18 protein-coding genes and 1 CRISPR repeat array are annotated in these 21,219 nt (G+C 67.8%); all 18 genes read left to right on the top strand.

All coding sequences use genetic code 11. The features are described 5' to 3' along the window. Positions 1-3: 3 nt before the first annotated feature. Complete coding sequence (gene aroA, locus ACEZHJ_RS07325) at positions 4-1,347, top strand: 3-phosphoshikimate 1-carboxyvinyltransferase (RefSeq protein WP_018718590.1); 1,344 nt, start codon at positions 4-6, stop codon at positions 1,345-1,347. Continuing rightward, complete coding sequence (cmk, locus tag ACEZHJ_RS07320) at positions 1,344-2,027, top strand: (d)CMP kinase (protein ID WP_018718589.1); 684 nt, start codon at positions 1,344-1,346, stop codon at positions 2,025-2,027. The genes aroA and cmk overlap by 4 nt, the downstream gene beginning before the upstream one ends. 116 nt (positions 2,028-2,143) lie before the next feature. Next, positions 2,144-3,823: a 30S ribosomal protein S1 gene (rpsA, locus tag ACEZHJ_RS07315; protein ID WP_018718588.1), complete on the top strand. Its 1,680-nt coding sequence runs from the start codon at positions 2,144-2,146 to the stop codon at positions 3,821-3,823. Positions 3,824-3,928: 105 nt separating this feature from the next. Further along, positions 3,929-4,231, top strand: a complete 303-nt coding sequence (locus ACEZHJ_RS07310) for an integration host factor subunit beta (protein WP_018718587.1) — start codon at positions 3,929-3,931, stop codon at positions 4,229-4,231. A 119-nt stretch (positions 4,232-4,350) separates the two neighbouring features. After that, positions 4,351-4,644: a lipopolysaccharide assembly LapA domain-containing protein gene (locus ACEZHJ_RS07305; RefSeq protein ID WP_026321136.1), complete on the top strand. Its 294-nt coding sequence runs from the start codon at positions 4,351-4,353 to the stop codon at positions 4,642-4,644. A 2-nt stretch (positions 4,645-4,646) separates the two neighbouring features. Next, positions 4,647-5,822 (top strand): lipopolysaccharide assembly protein LapB, encoded by a 1,176-nt coding sequence (lapB, locus tag ACEZHJ_RS07300; protein WP_018718585.1) that lies wholly within the window; start codon positions 4,647-4,649, stop codon positions 5,820-5,822. A gap of 1 nt (position 5,823) precedes the next feature. Further along, positions 5,824-6,549, top strand: coding sequence for an orotidine-5'-phosphate decarboxylase (gene pyrF, locus ACEZHJ_RS07295; protein ID WP_259202192.1), 726 nt, complete (start codon positions 5,824-5,826; stop codon positions 6,547-6,549). 115 nt (positions 6,550-6,664) lie between these two features. Beyond that, positions 6,665-6,922, top strand: coding sequence for a helix-hairpin-helix domain-containing protein (locus ACEZHJ_RS07290; protein WP_163139599.1), 258 nt, complete (start codon positions 6,665-6,667; stop codon positions 6,920-6,922). Positions 6,923-7,046: 124 nt separating this feature from the next. After that, complete coding sequence (gene galU / locus ACEZHJ_RS07285) at positions 7,047-7,934, top strand: UTP--glucose-1-phosphate uridylyltransferase GalU (RefSeq protein ID WP_375036381.1); 888 nt, start codon at positions 7,047-7,049, stop codon at positions 7,932-7,934. A gap of 572 nt (positions 7,935-8,506) precedes the next feature. Then, on the top strand, positions 8,507-10,504 hold the full coding sequence (locus tag ACEZHJ_RS07280; RefSeq protein ID WP_375036380.1) for a UvrD-helicase domain-containing protein: 1,998 nt from the start codon (positions 8,507-8,509) through the stop codon (positions 10,502-10,504). A 182-nt stretch (positions 10,505-10,686) separates the two neighbouring features. Continuing rightward, a CRISPR array of direct repeats spans positions 10,687-11,213; the repeat unit is 36 nt; unit sequence GTCTGAACGATGCCCTGATGGAAAAGGGATTAAGAC. 184 nt (positions 11,214-11,397) lie between these two features. Continuing rightward, positions 11,398-12,108: a hypothetical protein gene (locus ACEZHJ_RS07275; protein ID WP_163139605.1), complete on the top strand. Its 711-nt coding sequence runs from the start codon at positions 11,398-11,400 to the stop codon at positions 12,106-12,108. Between the two features lie 133 nt (positions 12,109-12,241). Further along, entirely contained in the window at positions 12,242-13,405 is a 1,164-nt protein-coding gene (locus ACEZHJ_RS07270) for a Card1-like endonuclease domain-containing protein (RefSeq protein ID WP_375036379.1), read from the top strand. A 137-nt stretch (positions 13,406-13,542) separates the two neighbouring features. Continuing rightward, positions 13,543-14,688, top strand: coding sequence for a CRISPR-associated ring nuclease Csm6 (csm6, locus tag ACEZHJ_RS07265; protein WP_163139609.1), 1,146 nt, complete (start codon positions 13,543-13,545; stop codon positions 14,686-14,688). 73 nt (positions 14,689-14,761) lie between these two features. Beyond that, positions 14,762-15,772 (top strand): RAMP superfamily CRISPR-associated protein, encoded by a 1,011-nt coding sequence (locus tag ACEZHJ_RS07260; RefSeq protein ID WP_375036378.1) that lies wholly within the window; start codon positions 14,762-14,764, stop codon positions 15,770-15,772. 17 nt (positions 15,773-15,789) lie between these two features. Then, positions 15,790-18,729: a type III-B CRISPR-associated protein Cas10/Cmr2 gene (gene cas10, locus ACEZHJ_RS07255; protein WP_375036377.1), complete on the top strand. Its 2,940-nt coding sequence runs from the start codon at positions 15,790-15,792 to the stop codon at positions 18,727-18,729. Between the two features lie 2 nt (positions 18,730-18,731). After that, positions 18,732-19,880: a type III-B CRISPR module-associated Cmr3 family protein gene (locus ACEZHJ_RS07250; protein WP_375036376.1), complete on the top strand. Its 1,149-nt coding sequence runs from the start codon at positions 18,732-18,734 to the stop codon at positions 19,878-19,880. 12 nt (positions 19,881-19,892) lie between these two features. Further along, positions 19,893-20,804, top strand: a complete 912-nt coding sequence (cmr4, locus tag ACEZHJ_RS07245; protein WP_163141044.1) for a type III-B CRISPR module RAMP protein Cmr4 — start codon at positions 19,893-19,895, stop codon at positions 20,802-20,804. Further along, positions 20,801-21,217, top strand: coding sequence for a type III-B CRISPR module-associated protein Cmr5 (locus tag ACEZHJ_RS07240; RefSeq protein ID WP_163141047.1), 417 nt, complete (start codon positions 20,801-20,803; stop codon positions 21,215-21,217). The genes cmr4 and ACEZHJ_RS07240 overlap by 4 nt, the downstream gene beginning before the upstream one ends. Positions 21,218-21,219: the final 2 nt, after the last annotated feature.

Here is a 21,219-nt window from a genome sequence, read left to right as displayed (position 1 = left end):
GGCATGACACACGCTCAATCACGACTGACCTTCACCGCCTCCGGCGGCGAGCGGCTGCGCGGCCGCCTGCGGGTCCCGGGCGACAAGTCCATCTCCCACCGGGCGGTGATGTTCGGGGCCCTCGCCGAGGGAGAGACCGTGATCGACGGCCTCCTCGAGGGCGAGGACGTGCTCGCCACCCTGGCCGCCTTCCGCGCCATGGGCGTGGCCGCGGAGGGTCCGGACAGCGGCGCCCTGCGGCTCGCCGGGGCAGGGCTCCACGGGCTGGGCGCGCCGGCGGCGGCGCTGGACATGGGCAACTCGGGCACGGCCATGCGGCTGCTCTGCGGGCTGCTCGCCGGTCAGGCCTTCGATACCACGCTCACCGGCGACGCCTCGCTCACCCGCCGGCCCATGCGCCGGGTGACCGCGCCCCTCGCGGAGATGGGCGCGCTGATCGAGACCGCGGAGGGCGGCACCGCGCCGCTCACCGTGCGCGGTGGCCGCCGGCTGCACGGCATCGATTATGCGCTGCCCGTCGCCAGCGCCCAGATCAAGTCCGCGCTGCTCCTCGCCGGCCTCTACGCCGAGGGCGAGACCCGCATCAGCGAGCCCGCGCCCTGCCGGGACCACACCGAGCGCATGCTCGCCGGCTTCGGCTATCCGGTGCGGCGCGAGGCGGGCACCGTGACCCTCGCCGGGGGCGGCCGGCTGACGGCGACGCCGGTGAGCGTGCCGGCGGACGTGTCCTCCGCGGCGTTCTTCCTGGTGGCGGCGAGCATCACCCCGGGCTCCGATCTGATCCTGGAGCACGTCGGCATGAACCCGACCCGCACCGGCGTGATCGAGATCCTGCGCCTGATGGGTGCGGACATCACCGCCGTGCGCGAGGACGTGGTCGGCGGTGAGCCGGTGGCGGACCTGCGCGTGCGCCATGCGCCGCTGCACGGCATCGACGTGCCGGCGCGCCTGGTGCCGCTTGCGATCGACGAGTTCCCGGTGCTGTTCGTCGCCGCCGCGGCGGCGAGCGGCGAGACCCGCGTCACCGGGGCGGAGGAGCTGCGGGTGAAGGAGAGCGATCGCATCGCGGTGATGGCCGAGGGGCTCGCCGCCCTGGGGGCCGACGTCACCGCCACGCCGGACGGCATGATCGTGCGCGGCGGCCGCGGCCTCACCGGCGGCCGTGTGCATGCCCACGGTGACCACCGTGTTGCCATGTCGTTCGCGGTCGCCTCCCTGATGGCCCGGGATGCGGTGGTGATCGACGACTGCGCCAACGTGGCCACCTCCTACCCCACCTTCGCCGCTGAGGCGCGCGCCGTTGGTCTGATGCTGGCCGAGCAGTGGCATACGCCGGAGGCAACATGAGCGAGTCCGTGCCCGTTATCGCCCTGGATGGCCCCGGCGGCTCCGGCAAGGGGACCATCGCCCGCCGCCTCGCGCACAGCCTGGGCTGGCACCTGCTCGATAGCGGCGCGATCTACCGTGTGCTCGCCCACGCGGTGGTCCGCGACGGTGTCGATCCCGCCGACGAGGCCGCCGTGGTGGATCTCGCCCGGCGCATCCATATCCGTTTCGCCAGCGGCGAGACCGACTCCAGCGTGTTCGTTGACGGCGAGGACGTGACCGCCGCCATCCGCACCGAGGACTGCGGCGATACGGCCTCGCGGATCGCGGCACTGCCGGCCGTGCGCGAGGCGTTGCTGCAGCGCCAGCGCGACTTCCGCCAGCCCCCGGGGCTGGTCGCGGACGGCCGCGATATGGGGACGGTGGTCTTCCCGGATGCCGTGGTGAAGGTCTTCCTCACCGCGTCGGTGGACGAGCGCGCCCGCAGACGCTATAAACAGTTGATAGACCAAGGGCTTGGTGCTAGTCTTCGCGGTCTTGTAGAGGAGATCGCCGCGCGTGACCGGCGCGACGCGTCCCGCACGGTGGCCCCTCTCGCCCCGGCAGAAGATGCCGTTGTGCTCGATACGACCGAGCTCGACGTCGATCAGGCCGCCGAGGCGGTGATGAGCCAGGTGCGTCGCTGGCAGCAGCGCCGCTGAACCCGACCCCTGGAGACTCGACAAGAAAGTGGGAGCGACCCCCGTAAACCGGTGGGGGCCGCTTCCCGTATGTATGGCAACAACTTGACTGGTTACGGTCTGGGATCAACTCATCCATGAGCGAAAGCTTTGCTGAACTGTTCGAACAGAGCCTTTCGAACACCGACATGCGCCCCGGTGCGATCGTCAACGGCACCGTGGTGGCAATCGACGGTGACGACGTCATCGTCAACGCCGGCCTCAAGTCCGAGGCGGTCATTCCCCTGGAGCAGTTCATCGACGACGAGGGCAACGTCGAGGTCGAGGTGGGCAGCGAGGTCGAGGTCGCGCTGGACGCCGTCGAGGACGGCTTCGGCGAGACGCGCCTGTCCCGCGAGAAGGCCAAGCGTGCCCGTGTCTGGAAGAAGCTCGAATCCGCCTACGAGGCGAGCGAGACCGTGACCGGCCAGATCAGCGGCAAGGTCAAGGGTGGCTTCACCGTGGACCTGGGCAACGTTCGCGCGTTCCTGCCCGGCTCGCTGGTGGACATCCGTCCGGTGCGCGACACTACCTACCTCGAGGGCAAGGACCTCGAGTTCAAGGTGATCAAGCTCGACCCCCGGCGCAACAACGTGGTGGTCTCCCGCCGCGCCGTCGTCGAGGAGGAGTACAGTGCCGAGCGCGAGGCGCTGCTGGAGAAGCTCCAGGAAGGCCAGGTGCTCCCGGGCATCGTCAAGAACCTCACCGACTACGGTGCCTTCGTGGACCTCGGCGGCATCGACGGCCTGCTGCACATCACGGACATGGCCTGGCGTCGCGTCAAGCACCCCTCCGAGGTGGTCAACGTCGGCGACGAGATCCAGGTCAAGGTCCTCAAGTTCGACCGCGAGCGCAATCGCGTCTCCCTGGGCCTCAAGCAGCTTGGCGAGGATCCGTGGGAGAACATCGCCGGCCGCTACCCCGAGGGTGCGCGCGTCAACGGTCGCGTGACCAACATCACCGACTACGGTGCCTTCGTCGAGATCGAGGAGGGTGTCGAGGGTCTCGTCCACGTCTCCGAGATGGACTGGACCAACAAGAACGTCAACCCGGCCAAGGTCGTGGCGATCGGTGACGAGGTCGAGGTCATGATCCTCGATATCGACGGTGAGCGCCGCCGTATCTCGCTGGGCATGAAGCAGTGCCAGCCCAACCCCTGGGACGAGTTCGCCGCCCAGTACAACAAGGGCGACCGGGTCGCCGGGGCGATCAAGTCCATTACGGACTTCGGCATCTTCGTGGGTCTCGACGGCGGGATCGACGGCCTCGTGCACCTCTCCGACCTGTCCTGGAACGACGCCGGCGAGGAGGTCGTGCGCCAGTTCAAGAAGGGCGACGAGGTCGAGGCCGTGGTCCTCTCCGTGGATCCGGAGCGTGAGCGCATCTCCCTCGGTATCAAGCAGCTGGAGCAGGATCCGCTGTCCAGCTGGGTCGCCGAGCACCCGAAGGGCAGCGTCGTGACGGGCACCGTCATCGAGGTGGACGCCAAGGGCGCCACCATCCGGCTGGCCGAGGAGGTCGAGGGCTATCTGCGTGCCTCCGATCTCGGTCGCGACCGGGTCGAGGATGCCCGCCAGGTGATCAGCGAGGGCGACGAGGTGGAGGCCAAGTTCACCGCCGTCGACCGCCGCAACCGCATGATCAACCTGTCGGTCCGCGCCAAGGACCAGCAGGAGGACCGCGAGGCCGTGGAGGACTTCGGCCGGCCGTCCAATGCGGGCACCACCGCGCTCGGTGATCTGCTCAAGGAGCAGATGCAGAACAAGGACCACGAGTAACGCGGCCGCGGGGCCGGGGGGTCGCTCATGCCGTGGGCGACCTCCCGGCCTTTCTGATTGGGGGCTCCGCTGCGTCCGTGGCGGATCAGGCTTGCTGGTAGAACGATGACCAAATCCGAGCTAATTGACCTCATTGCCGATCGTCAGCAACACCTCCCCCACAAGGATGTCGAGCTGGCGGTCAAAACCCTGCTGGAGCAGATGAGCGAGGCGATGGCCTCGGGGCAGCGGATCGAGATCCGCGGTTTCGGCAGCTTCGCGCTGCACCATCGTCCCCCGCGCATCGGCCGTAACCCCAAGACGGGGGATCCGGTCGCGCTGCCCGGCAAGTACGTTCCGCATTTCAAGCCGGGCAAGGAGATGCGTGAGCGGGTGAACGACGGCAGCGACCACCCCATTCGCGAGTGACCCGGCGACGCCGTATCGGGCGGGGCCGCTTCGCCCCGCCGGCGTGACTCCCGTCATGGCTTGCTTCAGAATGTCCGCACCTCCCCGGACTCCAGCTGCATGAAGGGACCTGCACACCGATGCGACGTCTAGTGCTATTCATCCTCGCCCTCGCCGTGATCGCCCTCGGGCTGAGCTTCGCCATGCTCAACGCCGGGGACGCCCAGGTGAACTACTACTTCGGTACCGCGACCATGCCGCTCTCCCTGTGGCTGGCGGTGACGTTGCTCGGCGGCGCCGTGCTCGGGGCGGTTTCCACGACGGCACTGATCGTGCGCCAGCGCCGCGAGCTCGCCCGTCTGCGCCGTGAGGCGAAACAGGCGCGTACCGAGGTGGACGAGCTGCGCAAGCTGCCGCTGCGCGACAACCCCTGACGATGCTTGAGCTGCTGTGGCTGCTGTTGCCGGTCGCGGCCCTGTCCGGGTGGGTGATCGGCCGGCGTGACGCCGGAGGCGGTCAGCGCGGTCGCCGCGCGAGCTTCTCGCCGGAGTACTTCCGCGGCCTCAACTTCCTCCTCAACGAGCAGCCGGACAAGGCCATCGAGGTCTTCACCCGGATGGTCGAGGTGGATTCCGACACCGTGGAGACCCACCTCGCCCTGGGGAACCTCTTCCGCCGGCGGGGCGAGGTCGACCGTGCGATCCGCATCCACCAGAACCTCATCGCGCGGCCGTCGCTGGAACGCGGCCAGCATGCCTACGCCATGCTGGAGCTCGCCAAGGATTACATGAGCGCCGGGCTCCTCGATCGGGCCGAGGCGATCTTCGGTGAGGTCGCCGAGCTCGATGACCACGCAGTCACCGCGCTGCGCCATCTCCTGGATATCTACCAGCAGGAGCGGGAGTGGGAGGAGGCCGTGCGGGTCGCCCAGCGCCTGGCGCGGGTGACCGGCGAGGATCTCGGCGGGCGCTGCGCCCAGTTCTGCTGTGAGCAGGCCGAGGAGGCGATGCGTCGCGGTGACAGCGACGACGAGGTGCGCGGCCTGCTCAAGCGCGCGCTCGGCTTCGATCCCACCTGCGTGCGCGCAAACATGCTCCGCGGTGACCTGGAGCGCAGCCGCGGCCATGTCCGCGCCGCCGCCCGGGCCTATCGCCACGTCCAGAACCAGGACCTCGACTACCTCCCCGAGGTGCTGCCGCCGCTGGAGGCATGCTATCGGGAGCTGGGCCAGCTCAACCGCTTCCGGCGGTTCCTCTACCGGACCATGCATGCCTACGACGGCGCCTCCGTGGTAATGAAGCTCTCCGAGCTCATCGCCGAGGCCGAGGGGCGCCAGGCGGCGGTGGAGTTCATGGCCTCCCAGCTGCGGCGCCGGCCCTCCGTGCGCGGGCTCAACCGGCTCATCGAGCTCAACATCGACGACGAGGACCCGGACCGGCGCCGCCAGCGCGACCTCCGCGTCCTTCATCAGCTCTTCCAGGCGCTGATCGGCGACCGCCAGCCCTACCGGTGCGAGCGCTGCGGCTTCGCCGCCCGGCAGCTGCACTGGCAGTGCCCGAGCTGCCGCGCCTGGAGCACCATCAAGCCCGTCAAGGGGCTGCAGGGGGAGTAGCATGGACAAGGCGGAAACGCCGCGGATCATCGTCGCGCTGGACTTCGACGATGTCGCCGCCGCCGAGACGCTGGTCGCCTCGCTGCCGGTCGGCCGCTGTCGGCTGAAGGTTGGCAAGGAGCTGTTCCTGCGCGCCGGTCCCGAGGTGGTGCGGCGCTGGAGCGTCGCGGGCTGGGACGTGTTCCTCGACCTCAAGTTCCACGATATCCCCAACACCGTGGCCGGCGCCTGCCGGGCCGCCGCCGATCTGGGCGTGTGGATGGTCAATGTCCACACCCTCGGCGGTCCCGCCATGATGGAGGCCGCACGTGCCGCTGTGGACGCCGGCGGTCACGCCACCCTGCTTACCGGCGTCACTATCCTCACCAGCCACTCCGACGCCGACCTCGAGCGTATTGGTATCGCCGGCCCGGTGGATGCCGCGGTGAGCCGGCTCGGCGGCCTCGCCGTGGAGGCGGGGCTGGACGGTGTCGTCTGCGCCGCACGGGAGGCGGCGTCCATGCGGGCGCTGGGCGGGCCGGGTTTCCGCCGCGTGACGCCGGGCATCCGCCCGGCGGGTGTCGCCGCCGGCGACCAGAGCCGGGTGATGACGCCCGCGGCAGCGCTCGCGGCCGGGGCCACGGACCTGGTTATCGGCCGTCCCATTACCCGTGCGGTGGACCCGCCGGCCGCCCTGGCGAGCGCGGAGGCCGAGCTGTCGGGCGCCGGCGACGCACCGGGTTTGTGATCGCCGTCCGCCGCGGGGTAAGCTCTTTCGTCACCGCGTGATCCGCACGCGGTGGCATCCCGGCGATGGGAGTCATCGCCGTCAAGGAAATCCCGAAACCAAGGAGGGCTTTGCCATGAAACTGCTCAAGACCGCCCTGTGTGCGGCCGCACTCGCTGTGGCGCCCGCGGTGTTCGCCGCGGCCATCAACCTCAACGAGGCGGACGTGGAGGCGCTGCAGCGCCTCGACGGCATCGGCCCGGTCAAGGCGGCGGCCATCGTCGACTACCGGGCGGCCCACGGGCCGTTCGAGTCCAAGCAGGGGCTGACCGCGGTGGACGGCATCGGCGAGACGACGCTGGAGGGCATTCGCGAGGACGTCACCGTCCGGTGACACCCGTGGCCCTGCGGCGTTTGCGGCCGCGCCTCCCGGCGCGGCCCTCTTGTGCGCCCCCGGCGGTCGGTGTATCGATAGGCGCCATCCCCCGCACGGGGTCCGCAACCAGGAATCGAGCACTATGACGCGACGCATCCGCAAGGCCGTATTTCCCGTCGCCGGGCTGGGGACGCGCTTCCTGCCCGCGACCAAGGCCAACCCCAAGGAGATGCTGCCGGTGGTGGACAAGCCGCTGGTGCAGTATGCCGCGGAGGAGGCCGCCAAGGCCGGGATCGAGACCCTGATCTTCGTGACCGGGCGCAACAAGCGCAGCATCCCGGACCACTTCGACAAGGCCTATGAGCTGGAGACCGAGCTCGAGGCCAAGGGCAAGCAGGACCGCCTGCGCCAGGTCCGCGAGATCCTGCCCAACGGCGTGGCGGTGGTCTACATCCGCCAGTCCGAGGCCCTCGGCCTGGGCCATGCCGTGCTCTGCGCCGAGCCCATCGTGGGCGACGAGCCCTTTGCCGTGATCCTGGCCGACGACCTCATCGACGACCCGGAGGGCAGCGGCTGCCTGGCCCAGATGACCGATCAGTACGACGCCCATGTCGCGAGCATCCTCGGTGTGCAGCGGGTACCCGAGGAGCACACTGACCGCTACGGCATCGTCGACGCCTCGCCGGTGGCCGAGCGGCTGAGCGAGGTGCGCGGCATCGTCGAGAAGCCCGCGCCGGAGGCCGCGCCGTCGACCCTCGGCGTGGTCGGGCGCTACATCCTCAATCCGGCGATCTTCAACAAGCTCCGCCAGACCCGGCCCGGCGCCGGCGGCGAGATCCAGCTCACCGACGCCATCGCCGCGCTGATGCGCGATGAGCCGGTGTTCGCCTACGAGTTCCGCGGCACGCGTTACGACTGTGGTGACAAGCTCGGTTACCTGCAGGCCACCGTGGAGTACGCCCTCAAGCACCCGGAGCTCGGCGCGCAGTTCCGCGAGTACCTCGAGGCGTTGCACCAGCGTAGTCACTGAGACGCAGGTGAGGCACTCTGCGACAGCTCTCCTGCCGGTGGCGGGCGAGACGCCGGCGTGACGTTGGGTGCCATTCCTGGGCCCCACGGACCTGGCCGGTATCGACGTGGTAGTGACGGACGTTGACGACGCCTCACCTGGCGGAGTTGGCCGGCGCGCGGGCCGTTCACCGTGCGGCCCGGCCTGGCCGGGGCGAATGCGTCCGTCACACCGGTGGCCGCGGAATGTGTGGGCGGGTGAGACGGCATGTCGCGGGCGTGAATAGCGGCGGTGGTAACCGGCGGTAACAGCGCCCAGGTTTCCGATGGTGTCGTTATGCTGGAGTGCACCCGCTCGTGTGGCAGCCCCTCGAGGCCGCGCTCGCAGATCGCAGGGAGCTTGTTGCAACCGTCCCCGGCGCGTGGCTGACTGCCGCCCGGCCCCGTCGGTTCGCCGATCTGGCCGTGAACCATGTCCACGAAGTGGCCTGCGCGTCCCGCGCCGCGTGCTCCAGACGGGCAGCCCCGGCCCGTGTCGGCCACCGGCCGCCTTTGCCTGCCAGCGTTGCACTCCATACGAGGCATATCCCGGGCATGCCGGCTCGCAAGTTTGCGCTTCCCGGCGCGGGCGATTCGCGATGGCAGGGTGTACCCATGGATTCCTCTCCTCAGCGCATCGTAATGCCACGCCTGGAGGCCCTTCCTCACTTGCGGTCAGCTGCCAGCCCGGGGCTCGAGGAAGTGGTGCGCTTTTTCCACGCGCGTCTGCCGTTGGCGTGGGAGATCTATGTCCGCCCCCATTTCAATGGCCTATCCCCGGACGTGGTCCTACTCAACCCGGAGGTCGGGCTCGCCGTCTATCGGCTCGTCGAGTATCCGATCTGGGAAGGCGGGTATGCCTTCCGGCGAGACTCCCCCGGCAGCCCGCTAACCCTTTATGTTCAGGACGAAGCGGGGGCCGTACCCGTGATCAATCCATTCGCGGCACTCCGCTCGACGCGGGAAAACGTGGCAGAGCTCTATATCCCGACCGTCCGCCGGGAATGGGGTAGTGTTGGCTTCGGCGCGGTTACCGCGGGACTCATATTCCCTTACGCGAGCGAAGAGGAGGTGACCCGGTTCTGCGCGGACGCCGCATTCCAGCCCCACCGCTACGCGCCAGCCGTGAGTCGGGAAGCGCTGGCGCGAGAACGCGTTCACCGTGTCTTCCCCGAGTCCGGTCGATCCCGGTCGAAGCTGATGAGCGAAACCGCCGCCGCGGAGTTGAGGGCCTGGCTGAGAGAACCGGAGTATCGCGCGGCCCAACGACAACCACTGGTATTCGACCCGGTTCAGAAGCCGCTGGTGAGCACGAGAACGCGGTCAGGCCTTCGCCGCATCCGCGGCGCGGCCGGGACGGGCAAGACCCACGTGATCGCCGGTCGTGCGGCCCACCTGGAGGCCCAGGGGCGGCGGGTGCTTGTCCTGACCTTCAATAACGCGCTGATTCGCTACATCAGGGATCTCGTGGACCGGGCACGTGCGCCCTATTGCCGCGACGAACGCGTGACCGTTCTCGGTTTCCATGCCTGGTGCAAACTCATTTGTGAGCAGGCGGGGTTCACGGAATCGTACAGGGCGCTCTGGCGGCACCATAAACCGGACGAACAACGGACCGAGGAGGGCCGGCAGGTCGCGCTTAAACACGTATGCGACGAGGAACTGCCCCGTCTGACCGAAAGGGCCCTGGAAACCCTCGACAGGCTTGGTGGCCACCGGCACACCGGCTACGACGCGTTGCTCGTGGATGAAGGGCAGGACTGGTCGCCCCACTGGTGGCATGTCGCACGCCGCGCGATACGTAACGGCGGCGAATTCATCCTGGCGGCGGACGCCACGCAGGATCTCTACGGCAGGGCCGAGTCATGGACCGACGAGGCCATGTCGGGCGCGGGGTTCAGGGGGAAATGGAGCGAACTGTACACCTGCCATCGTCTCCCAGGTGACTACCTTCCTTTCGTGAGTGAATTCGCGTCACGCGTACTCAGTCACAAGGAAGGGGACCAGATACCCGGCACGCGGCCACTGCAACTCCATGCCCCGACGCAGATGCGCTGGCGCCAAGTGCCAGGGGGCCGGGTCCCGCAATACGGGGCGCTTGCCGTGGCCGAGCTCGAGCCTGTTGCGCGTGAGGATCCGGCCGCGTACTCGGACGTGGTCGTCGTCGTGCCAACGCGCTCACTGGGGGTCGAACTGGTGACCCATCTCGAGCATCTCGGGATAAACACCGTGCACACCCTGCAGCAGGACAGCCGGGCGGCGAGCGCCGCGAAACGAGGGTTCTCCGTCGGCAACAACGGAGTCAAGGTCACGACGATGCACGGCATGAAGGGGTGGGAGGCTCGATACCTGGTCGTGTGCGTCGAAGCCGCCGAGAGTGAAAAAGTGAGGCGGGCTCTGTACGTGGCTCTCACGCGACTCAAAGTATCCGAAACAGGCGTATGCAGCTATGTCGCGGTGGTGACGTCCGACCCGCAGCTGAGGCAGTATGGTTGCGACTGGCCGGTGTTCATCGATGAAACCGGGGTGGCTGGCTCCGGGGCAAGCGCCTGATACGGTATGCTGGCAATAAAAGGAGCCGCTCCACAGCGGGCGCGGCACGAGGCAGCATGGGAATGACGGTCGTACGTGAGGGTAGCTTCGGGATGCGAACCGTTCTCAACTTTCGGCGATGGTTAATTTTCCCCAAGGGTGTCTTTAAGCCATTGATAAAAAAGGCTTTGCAGGTGCCGGCGGTCTGAACGATGCCCTGATGGAAAAGGGATTAAGACGACGCTCAAGGAGTAGACGCGACCCTGTGAGTCCGTCTGAACGATGCCCTGATGGAAAAGGGATTAAGACGGCGTTAGGGCGCTACGGGTTACTTGGGCGGCACCGTCTGAACGATGCCCTGATGGAAAAGGGATTAAGACCGATCCAGTCGGTCGCCTTCCACTTCTTCGCGGCGGGTCTGAACGATGCCCTGATGGAAAAGGGATTAAGACAAACGGCCGCTGCTGGTTTACCGCCTGCTGCCAGGTCTGAACGATGCCCTGATGGAAAAGGGATTAAGACAGTGCCGCGGATTGCGGAAGAGCCGGACGTGACGTCTGAACGATGCCCTGATGGAAAAGGGATTAAGACTGCCCATACGTGTTGGGCAGGGTGGGCGCCTGCTGTCTGAACGATGCCCTGATGGAAAAGGGATTAAGACAAGGTTCCGAGGTTAAATGCGAATCCAGTCGGTGTCTGAACGGTGCCCTGGCGGACATTGGAACGTGATCCCCGTACGCCAGGGCGCTGTTTTGGCGGCAGGGTTTACGCGGGGCGGGGATAGGCCATGAGCGCTAACCCGGATTTCGGGACCGTTTGGGCAAACCGTCCGAAAACTTTCCGCCGTGATTCCTCGACCGGTCGGTTGCTTATCGTGCCCCGGCAATTGGCATAAAGGACTCACGGAGGCGTAGTTGAGCGACGAGACGGTTAAATGGATGCAGAACCTGGACGCGGCGTACCGGCGGGCGTCGGGTGTCGCCGGTTTCAATGAATACAAGATCTTCTCCGGCCCGGTGATCCCGGCTCCGGTTCTGGTGCTGGGCCTGAATCCTGGGGGTGACCCCGCCACCTGGCGGCTTTCGGTGCCGGAGACCGCGGGCAGCCGTGACCCGTTCTACGGGGACGGAAGCCACGACTTCGACGTCTGCGATTACCCGGAGGCACGCGCGATGCGTCACCTCCTTAACAGCGCCCTTCGCGTGCCACGGCTCGCCGGCAGCGTGGTCAAGTCCAACCTCGTGTTCCGGCGCAGCGCAAGGGGGGATCGGGGCTTTCGTGCCTTTCACGGCATTGATATGAACGAGGCGGCGGAAGAGGCACGTCCGTTCGTCACTGACATCATGGCGCGCACCGATCCCGCAATGATCCTCCTGGAGGGGCAGTTGCTTCCGCGTTTCACCGCGCTTTACGGCGAGGGTGACCTGGAGCCTGTCGACGAGCCGGTCCTGACGCCCGCGGGGCCGCATTCCACCATGCTCTACGAGGCGTATCGCTACCGGGTGCCGGTGCTCGCGCGGCACGTGACCATCGTTAAGATCGCTCATCCCTCGACTTTTGGTGGTCGGTATCGGAAGGCCCGGGTGGACGACAGGATACGTGGGCTCCTTGAATGCGACTGGTAGTCGCATTTTCTCCCCTGTCAATGGCTGCATTGCCCGCGGTAACGGCTATATTATGTTTCTACAAAACGCCGGAAAGGCGCCCCCGCTCCGAGGTATCGTCCGAGGGTAGAACGGCCAGGGAAAGGGAGAGCGCATGGCCAGCATGCATATACTTCTAGTGTCCAATCAGCTGCTCGGAAACATCATCCCCACGCTGATGGATCGCCCCGACAGGGCGGCGTTGGTCGTGACGGAGTCCATGCGTCCCCAGGCTGCGCGTCTCACCGAGATCCTCGAGCAGCAGGGCATCGGCGTGCAGCGCTTTGACGATGCGCCGGAAGTGGATATGCCCCGGCTCGAGGAGTTCGCGCTCGATGTCCTATCGAGGCTCGCCGGTCAGGCTGATGAGCTCGTGCTCAACCTGACCGGTGGGACGAAGCTGATGGCGATTGGCTTTCTGGACGTGCTGCGCAGCGATGTCGACCGGTGTGTGTACACCGATACGGCCCATGGGCGTCTGGAAATACTGCCTGCGCGTGAGCCGCGACAGGCACCGAGGCCACTCGGTTCGGTGCTCGACATTCCTACCTATCTGCTCGCCCAGGGGTTCCGTGTCCGGCAAACGGGCTCGGCGAATGACGAGTACATGGACGGGGTCGCGGACCGTAAACAGCTGTGCAAGCGGCTTGGGCGACAGGCGCCGGATTGGGGCGACTTCCTGGGCGCACTCAACAACCTGGCGAGTCGGGCCATGGATGGCGATGAACTCGTGTGGCCGGAACAGCGATTCGAGAGCGCTCCGCACGGGCGGTGGGCGAAGGCCCTCGACTGGCTATCGTCCGAAGGCCTGCTGGACTGGGAGGGCGGCCCGGACATCGCGTTCCTGGATCCGGAGCGCACCCGCTTTCTCAATGGGGGCTGGCTAGAGGAATACGTCTACCACTGGTTCGTTGACGAAGGTGCCGACCACGTCGACCTGAGCGTGACGGGCACGTGGGAAGGCACTCACGGTGCACGTAATGAACTCGACGTGGTCGCCGTGCACGCCAACCGGCTCCTGGTCGTGGAGTGCAAGACGACGCGCCACGGTCGGGATGTGAGTGCCGACGACCAGCAGTTCTACAAGCTCGACAGCCTGAGCCAGGACGTTCGGGGGCTGTTCGGCCACACCTGGTTCGTGACCGCGCGACACCCCTCCGAGGAAATGCACAAGCGCGCCAGGCAGCACGGCATCGAGGTGATCGGCCCAGGCCGGTTGCCGACCTTTCGTTCGGAAGTGCGCGGATGGCTCGAGGCGGTGAGGCCGAAGCCGGCGTGACCGCGGCGGCTGCGGCCGGCGGTTGGCCCGTTCGCTGAATGCCCCGTCCGGGACGTCGAAAACTTCCCGTTAGCGCGCCGGGGCTGGCAGTCACCTAGCCTTTGGGGCAGCAGGACAACAGCAAGGATCGCCGACAAATGCCAGAACGATTCAGGGACACCCTCCTTTGCGTGACCGGCCTGACGCCCCAGGTGGTTACCGAGACGGTTTACGCCCTTGCCCAGGAAGCGGCGGCGGGTGGCAAAAGCCGGATCCCTGAGCGAATCGAAGTCATCACGACGACCGAAGGCCGGCGCCGGATCCAGCTGTCCCTGTTTTCGCGTGCCGGGGGGCAGGGCCATTTCGATCAGCTCTGCAGCGACTGCGGCATCGACCGGGATGCCATTACCTTCGATGAGTCGTGCATTCACGTCATCCGTAACGGCGAGGATGAGCCCCTCGGGGACATCGTGAACGCGGACGACAACGCGCATGCCGCGGACCTCATCAACGACCGTATCCGCGCCTGGACCACAGACGATGACGTCCGGTTGCACGTATCCCTCGCTGGGGGGCGTAAGACCATGGGCTTCTACGCGGGCTACGCGCTTTCCCTGTATGCGCGCCCGCAGGATCGGCTCTCGCACGTGCTGGTGAATCCGCCTTTCGAGTCGCATCCCGATTTCTTCTATCCACCGCCGTATCCGCGGACCCTGACCCTGCGCGGCCGTAATGACTATGTGAGCACGGCGGACGCGCGGCTCCAGTTGGCGGATATCCCGTTCGTGCGCCTGCGCGAGGAAATGGACAAGACCCTGCTCTACGGCGAGCTGAGCTTCAGCGAGGCGGTCGCCCGCGCCCAGCAGGTCCTGGAACGCCCCGAGCTGGTTATCGACGTCGGTGAGCGGGTGGCGTGGCTGCAGGGCCATCCGGTGGAGCTCTCCGCGACGCATTTTGCCTGGCTGACCTGTTTCGCGCGTCGCGTGCTGGCCGGAAGGCCGCCAATCGGTTTCGGTGAGGAGGCCGCCGATGATCTGCGCGCCACGGTGGACTGGCTGGAAGGTGAGGGCCCGAGCACGCTCAAGGACCACGTCGAAGCAGCCCGGGACGAGCTGCGGCAGACCGGAGACAGTGGCTATTTCAGCCGCACCCGAACGCGCCTGAATACCGCCCTATCGGAACGTAGTGGACTCCACCCGGCCGCCGTGGCGCGCTACCAGCTCCGTTCGTATGGCCGGCGCCCCCACACGGTCTACGGGTTGCCGCTCGCCGCGGAGCAGGTCCGCATCGAGGGGGAGCCGTGACCCGCGGAGATTTGCGCGTGCCGGCGCAAGCGCCGCCACCTTCTAGCCTGAGCACGGCCCTGGAGCTGAACCCATGAGCATGGAACAGAGACAGCACACGATCACCTTCCTGACGCCGGCATTTCTCGGCGATGCCCGCCAGAACGCGGCCTGGCGGACACCGCCGTTCAAGGCCGAGCTGCGTCGGTGGTGGCGCATGGCGATCGCCTCGCACGGGCACGACCTGGCCACCGTTCGCCGCTTGGAGGGCGAGCTTTTCGGCGACGCTGCCGGCAATAGCGGCAAACGCAGCGCGCTGCGGCTACGGCTGAACGCTTGGAAACGCCACACCGAGCCGGACTGGCACTTGGCGGTGGACCGGAATCAGTTGCGCATGACCAGTGGCCTGAGTGCGGCAGGCTATCTCGGGTTCGGGCGGGCGGAAACCCAGCGCAAGGAGACCGACCGGAAGACCGATCCGGCAATACCCGCGGGCGAGTCCGCCACGCTGCGAATGGCCTGGCCGGCCGGCGATGACAACGACGCGCTGGAACAGGCTCTGGGCCTGATGCACCGCTTCGGCACCGTTGGCGGGCGCAACCGCAACGGCTGGGGATCGTACGAAATCGAGTCGCCGCCCAAGATCCACCTCGACCGTTACCTGGTGGACTGGCGTGATGCCGTGAACAACCACGATTGGACGATCGGTGTCGGTCGGGACAAGGCCGGGCCTCTTGTATGGCAAACCCGGCCACAGAGGAGCTGGGAAGGTGCTATCCGGGTTCTTGCGGAAGTCCGCAAGGCCCTCTGCGGCGAGGCCAAGCAGCAGGGCCGCAGGCCACTGCTCTCCTATCCCGTGACGAAGGGCAACCGACCGGACTGGGACAAGCTGAGCGCACGCATCCCGAGTTCCCTCCGCTTCAAGGTCATCAAGGGGGAAAAGGGCCTGCATGGCCAGATTGCCCACGTTCCCTGCGGTCCGGCCGACTTTCTGCGGCAGAAGTTCACCGCCCAGGAGGAGGCCCGCTTCCCGGATCTTTGGGAGGCATGCCACGAATTGCTGGACGACGAGTTCCAGAAGGACCTGCAGCGGGTGTCGCAATGACGCGGGAGAGTGACAGCATGGACAAGACCCTCGCGCAGGCGAAGCTGCTCGCGCGCCTGCATGACCCGGCCGAGAAGGCCCTCGTGCTGCTTCGCGACCCGGCGGGCCACGAGGGCGGCACCAGCCGCACGCTCCGCGAGGATCTCTTCGGGGAGGCACTGCCGAGCGGCGCGGCGCGCTGGGTTAAAAAGGCGGACTGGTGGGCCTCGGCCGCGGACCGGCCGCAGTTCCCCAAGGGCGCCCACGACGGCCGCTACCCGGATTGGTCGCAGGTCCGCTTCGCCGAGGAGCCGGTGATACGGCATCCGCTTACTGGCCAGAAGCTGGACCTCCGGACGACCGGCGGACTCGGCGACACCGACATCCGGGAGATCAAGGCCCAGAGCCTCACGCACTTCCGGTCGCTGATACAGACGACTAGCGACGGTGCCGTGGACTGGCAACGCACGCTGCTCGCTTTCTGGCGTTTCGGTCCGGAGATCCGGCGCAGCGACGACCGGGCGGGCCTCGGCGAGCTGTGGCGCCGACTGCCCGCGGACACGCGCATCCCCGATCACACCATCTGGGATCACCTGGACCTGGTCTCGGGATTCACCGGGGCCTTCCACGCGGATGACGACGGCCGCTGCGCGCTGCTGCACGTCGCCCTCGGGCCGGTCCAGGACTTCATCTCCGCGGCCCGCACCACCTCGGACCTGTGGGCCGGCTCCCACCTGCTCGCCCGCCTTTCCTGGGAGGCGATGCGGGTCGTCTGCGAGCGGCTGGGACCGGACGCCATCCTCTTCCCGAATCTCCGCGGCGTGCCCCAGGTGGACCTCTGGCTGGTGGAGAACGGGCTGGACCGCGCGCTCTTTCAGCAGGCGAACTGGACAAGAACGGTCAATGGCGAACAGCGCGTGACGACCGACGCCAACCCGCTGTTCAGTGCCGCCCTGCCGAACCGTTTCCTGGCGATCGTGCCCGCGGCCCTCACCGAGGAGATCGCGATGGCCGTGCGGGACCACGTCCGGGCATGGATCGCCGAACGCGGACAGCGGACGGTCGGCAAGCTGCTGGAGACCGCCGGACTCGACCCGTCCGCGGACGCTCATGCCTACACGCAGATGGGCGAGCAGCTCGATGGCTTCCCGGAGGTGTACTGGAGCGCCGTCGACTACGACGAGTTGGCGGGAGGCGACGGCGATGCAGCCGTGGACACGACGGCCCTGCGCGACGCCCTGACCGCCTTCCTCCCGCAGAACGGCGGCGAACCCGGCTTCCTTGGCAGCCAGGCCTGGTCCGTACTGCAGCGTCCGGTGGAGATCACCGATCCCGAGGCCGGTGAGGCAGCAGTGTTCTACCGGCCGAACCCCGGGGTCCTGTATCCCGCCATCTACGAGCTCGGCGAACGAACCATGGGCGCCGCCAAGACCGTCCGGCCGTTCGCCGCGCTCACACAGAACGGGTATCGCTGCTCGCTCACCGGCGAGACGGAATGGCTGACTCACGACGAGACACACCTCGCGCTGCCACCCGGACAACGCGATGCGGCCGACACGCTCTGGAGCCGGATTGCCCGGAAACGCCCGGCCTGGGCCCGAAAGGGTGAGCACCTGGGCGGACTGGCCGCCATCAAGCGGCTCTGGCCGACGCTGTTCTGCCGCGAGATCCGCGACGTGCTCGGTGAGGACCGGGCGCCGCGGCGGTTCGTGGTCTCGACCCATACCATGGCCCTCAGCACGTCACTGTTGAACAACCGGTGCTCGGTCGAGGCACTCACCCCGGAGCAGCAGGAGTCTATTGAAAACGAACCGCCTGCTGCCCTGCCCCACCGCCTGGCCAAGCACCTGCATCAAAGCGAGCACGGCGCGCTGATCGCCCGCATCCCGAGCTGGCTCGAGGCGCAACGTGAGGACGAAGACGCCGATGGCGATGCTGCTCAGCGCACAGTGGAACAGGTGCTCGGCGGCAAGCCGGAAACCTATTACGCGCTGTTGCTTATGGACGGCGACTACATGGGCAAATGGCTTTCCGGAGACGAGGAGCTGTCGATCCCGTACATCGACGCCTTCCACCCGAAACTGGCCCAAGGACTCAAGCAGCGGTTCGCGGGCAACGAGGCCCTGCAGGCTTACCTGCGGGCCCCGCGCGCGGTGTCGCCCGGACGGCACATCGCGATCTCCAGCGCGCTCAACGACTTCTCCAGCGTCATCGCGCGCTGGATCGTCGAGGAACGCCACGCCGGTCGCGTGCTCTACGCGGGCGGCGACGACCTCATGGCGATGCTGCCCACCACGGACCTGCTGAGCGCCATGCGCGCCCTGCGGCTCGCGTACTCCGGGGACGCGGGCGCCGGCGAGGATGGTGACACCCACTGGCTCGGCTCGGGCTTCGTGCGGCGCAAGGGGCGTATACACCTGTGCATGGGTGGTCGGGCCACCGCGTCCATGGGCGCGGTGGTCGTGCACCACCAGACGCCCCTGCTCGCGGCCCTGGAGGAGCTGCGCGCCGCCGAGAAGCGCGCCAAGAACGAAGGCGGCCGCGACGCCTTCTCGCTGTCCGTGCTCAAGCGTTCCGGCGGCGCGTTGCGGCACACGGCGAGCTGGTCATCCGCCGCCGAGGACAACGCCGACGAGATGACTGTCCTGCGCGAGCTGGCGAAGGATCTGCGGGAAAACCCCGAGGCTTCACGCCGCGCGGCCTACAACGTCGAGAACTGGCTGACGGACCTGCCGGAGCCTGCATCCCTCGGCGGTGGCGATGGCGTGCGCGAATACCTGGAGGCGGTGCTGCATCACCAGTTCCAGCGCCAGGGCCTCGAGGACAAGGGGCAGCCCATCCATTCCCGCCGACTGGCCAAACTCGGCACTCGAGACCCTGTGAGCGACGAGACGCCGCAAGAGGCGAAGGCCATTCGGGAACGCATTGCGAACCTCACGGGCATCGCCGAATTCTTCGCCCGGGAGACGAGGAGTTGACCATGACCGAATACCGGTTCATCCAGCCCCTGGACGTGCTCCACCTGCGCGGTAACCGGCTGTTCGGCGACGGTGGCGGCCAGGGCCTGATGCCGCCCTGGCCGTCGGTGTTCGCCGGCGCCCTGCGCAGCCGCATGCTGGTGGACGCCGGTGTGGACCCGGCGCGATACGCAAACGGCGAGCACGACGACGCGCCAATCACCGAAGTGCTGGGCGCCCCGGACCGCCCGGGCCCTTTCACCATCGAGTCCGTCACTCTCGCCCGGCGGGACCGCGACGGGGTCGAGCCACTCCGGCCGGTACCCGCGGACGTGGAGGTATTCCTGGAGGACGAAGCGGCCGGCCCCCCGGAACCGCACCGCCTTCAACCCCGGGCGCTGCCGCCGGGCGTATCCGCGAGCCTGCCCCTGGAGCAGGCGCCGCTGCTGCGACGCGACGAACGCGGCAAGCCCCGCGGCGGCTACTGGCTCACCGCCTCCGGATGGGAACGCTACCTGCGCGGAGAAGAGCTCGCTGGAGGCGACCTGATCCACAGCGGCCGGCTCTGGGAGACCGAGCGACGGCTCGGCATCGAGCTGGACCACAACCGGCGGAGCACCGTCGAAGGGCAGCTCTACACCACCGACGCGCTGCGCCTGTGCCGTCAGCCGGAAACGGGGTTCCTGGTCGGCGTTGGCGGCGGCGGCCCGCTCCCCGCCGGCGGCGTGCTGCGCCTCGGCGGCGACGGCCGGGGCGCGGGCATCGCCACCGTCGAGCCGCCACCGGAACCGACCCCCGACTTCGCCGCCATCCAGGCCACGGGCCGCTGCCGGATCGTGCTCACCAGCCCGGGGATCTTCCCGGACGGCTGGCGGCTACCCGGGCTGTCCGCGGACGGGCTCTGGACCACTAACGGCCTGCGTGCACGGGTTACCGCCGCGAGCGTTCCCCGGGGCGGGGTCATCAGCGGCTGGGACCTGGCCAACAAACGCCCCAAGCCGGCCGTGCGCGTTGCCCCCGCCGGATCGGTGTACTGGCTGGAATTGCTGCAGGGTGACACCGGTGCCCTGCGAAAACTTGCCGAAACGGGCCTCTGGGGGCTCACCCCCGACAATGACGACCCGATGCGGCGCGCCGAAGGGTTCAACCGCTTCGCCATCGCCAACGCGTGAAGGACGATCACGATGTTCGAGAAAACTGCAGCCCTGTTCCTCTACTGCGTCAGCCCCGTGCACATGGGCGCCGGCTCCGCCACGGGCGTGATCGACAGCCCCATCCAGCGCGAGGCCCACACCGGCCACCCGAGCTTCGCCGGCTCCGGGATCAAGGGGGCCGTGCGACACGGCTTCGGCGCACTCGGCGGCGACGCCGACAAGGCCGATCAGCTGTTCGGACCGGCGCCGCGGAGCGAAAAACTCCATGCGGGTGCGGTCAGCTTCGGTGATGCGCAACTCGTGGCCTTCCCGGTCCGGGCGCGACGTCAGGGCTATGTCTACGCCACCTGCCCCATGGCCCTCTCGCGTCTCATGCGACTGCTGGCCGCCACCGGCATCAGCGCCGACTGGCCCGTCCCGGAGGTGCCCGAGGGCGACTGCCTGACGACCGCCGCGGGCAGCGAGGCCCTGGTGGGCGACGGGGGGCGCCTGCATCTGGAGGTCTTTGAATACGCGGCGCAGGCGGATTCCGGCATCGAGCGGATCGCGGACTGGCTCGCCGGGAGCGCCCTCGGCGGGGACGAGGGTCACCGGTACTTCCGCGACAAGCTGGCCCGGGACCTCGTGGTGCTGTCCGACACCGACTTCGACTACTTCAGCCGGAACGCCACGCTGGTGGAGCCGCACGTGCGTATCGACCCGCAGACGGGCACCGCCGCCGAGGGGGGGCTGTTCTACGCGGAGAACCTGCCCCCCGAGTCGCTGCTGGTTGCCCCGCTGATGGCTTCCCGGGAGCGAACCGGCGATGGCGAAATGGATGCGGCCGCGGTGATGCAGCAAATGCAAACAGCGCTTAACGGCAAGCGGTTGCTGCAGCTCGGCGGTGACGCGACTACCGGCCGCGGCCTGGTCATGACCCGGATCGTGGAGGGTGAGCAATGACGATGACCCTGGAGCAACGCCGTGCCGCCGACGCTTGGACGATCTCGCAGAGCTGTTCGCCCGAGTTCGTCAACCTGGCTAAAGCGATGCCCGCACTGATCATGAACAGCGGCCTCATGCAGACGGCCGCCTTCGTTAGTGACAAGGCCCTAAAGGCGGAGACGTCCGGGGTTCGTCGCATGGATAATCATCACTTGACACTCGGCATTGCCCTACGTCGCTGGCTGGCCGGACAGTTCCCGGAGCGTTTCGGCCGCCAGGCTGGCGAGCCGGCCGATCCCGGCTACGGGCCGTTCATGGATGCCCTGATGAACGCGGAGCCCAGGGAGTTCCAGGCCATCACCGCCGAGGCCATGGCCTGGCTCCGCTGGGTCCGGCAGATCGCACCGACCCGTCAGCAGGGGGAGGGCTGACC

Source organism: Arhodomonas sp. KWT2 (genome assembly GCF_041949875.1).
GTDB lineage: Bacteria > Pseudomonadota > Gammaproteobacteria > Nitrococcales > Nitrococcaceae > Arhodomonas > Arhodomonas aquaeolei.
Note: the sequence above shows the minus strand (reverse complement) of the source record. Positions and strands in the feature narration are given on the sequence as shown.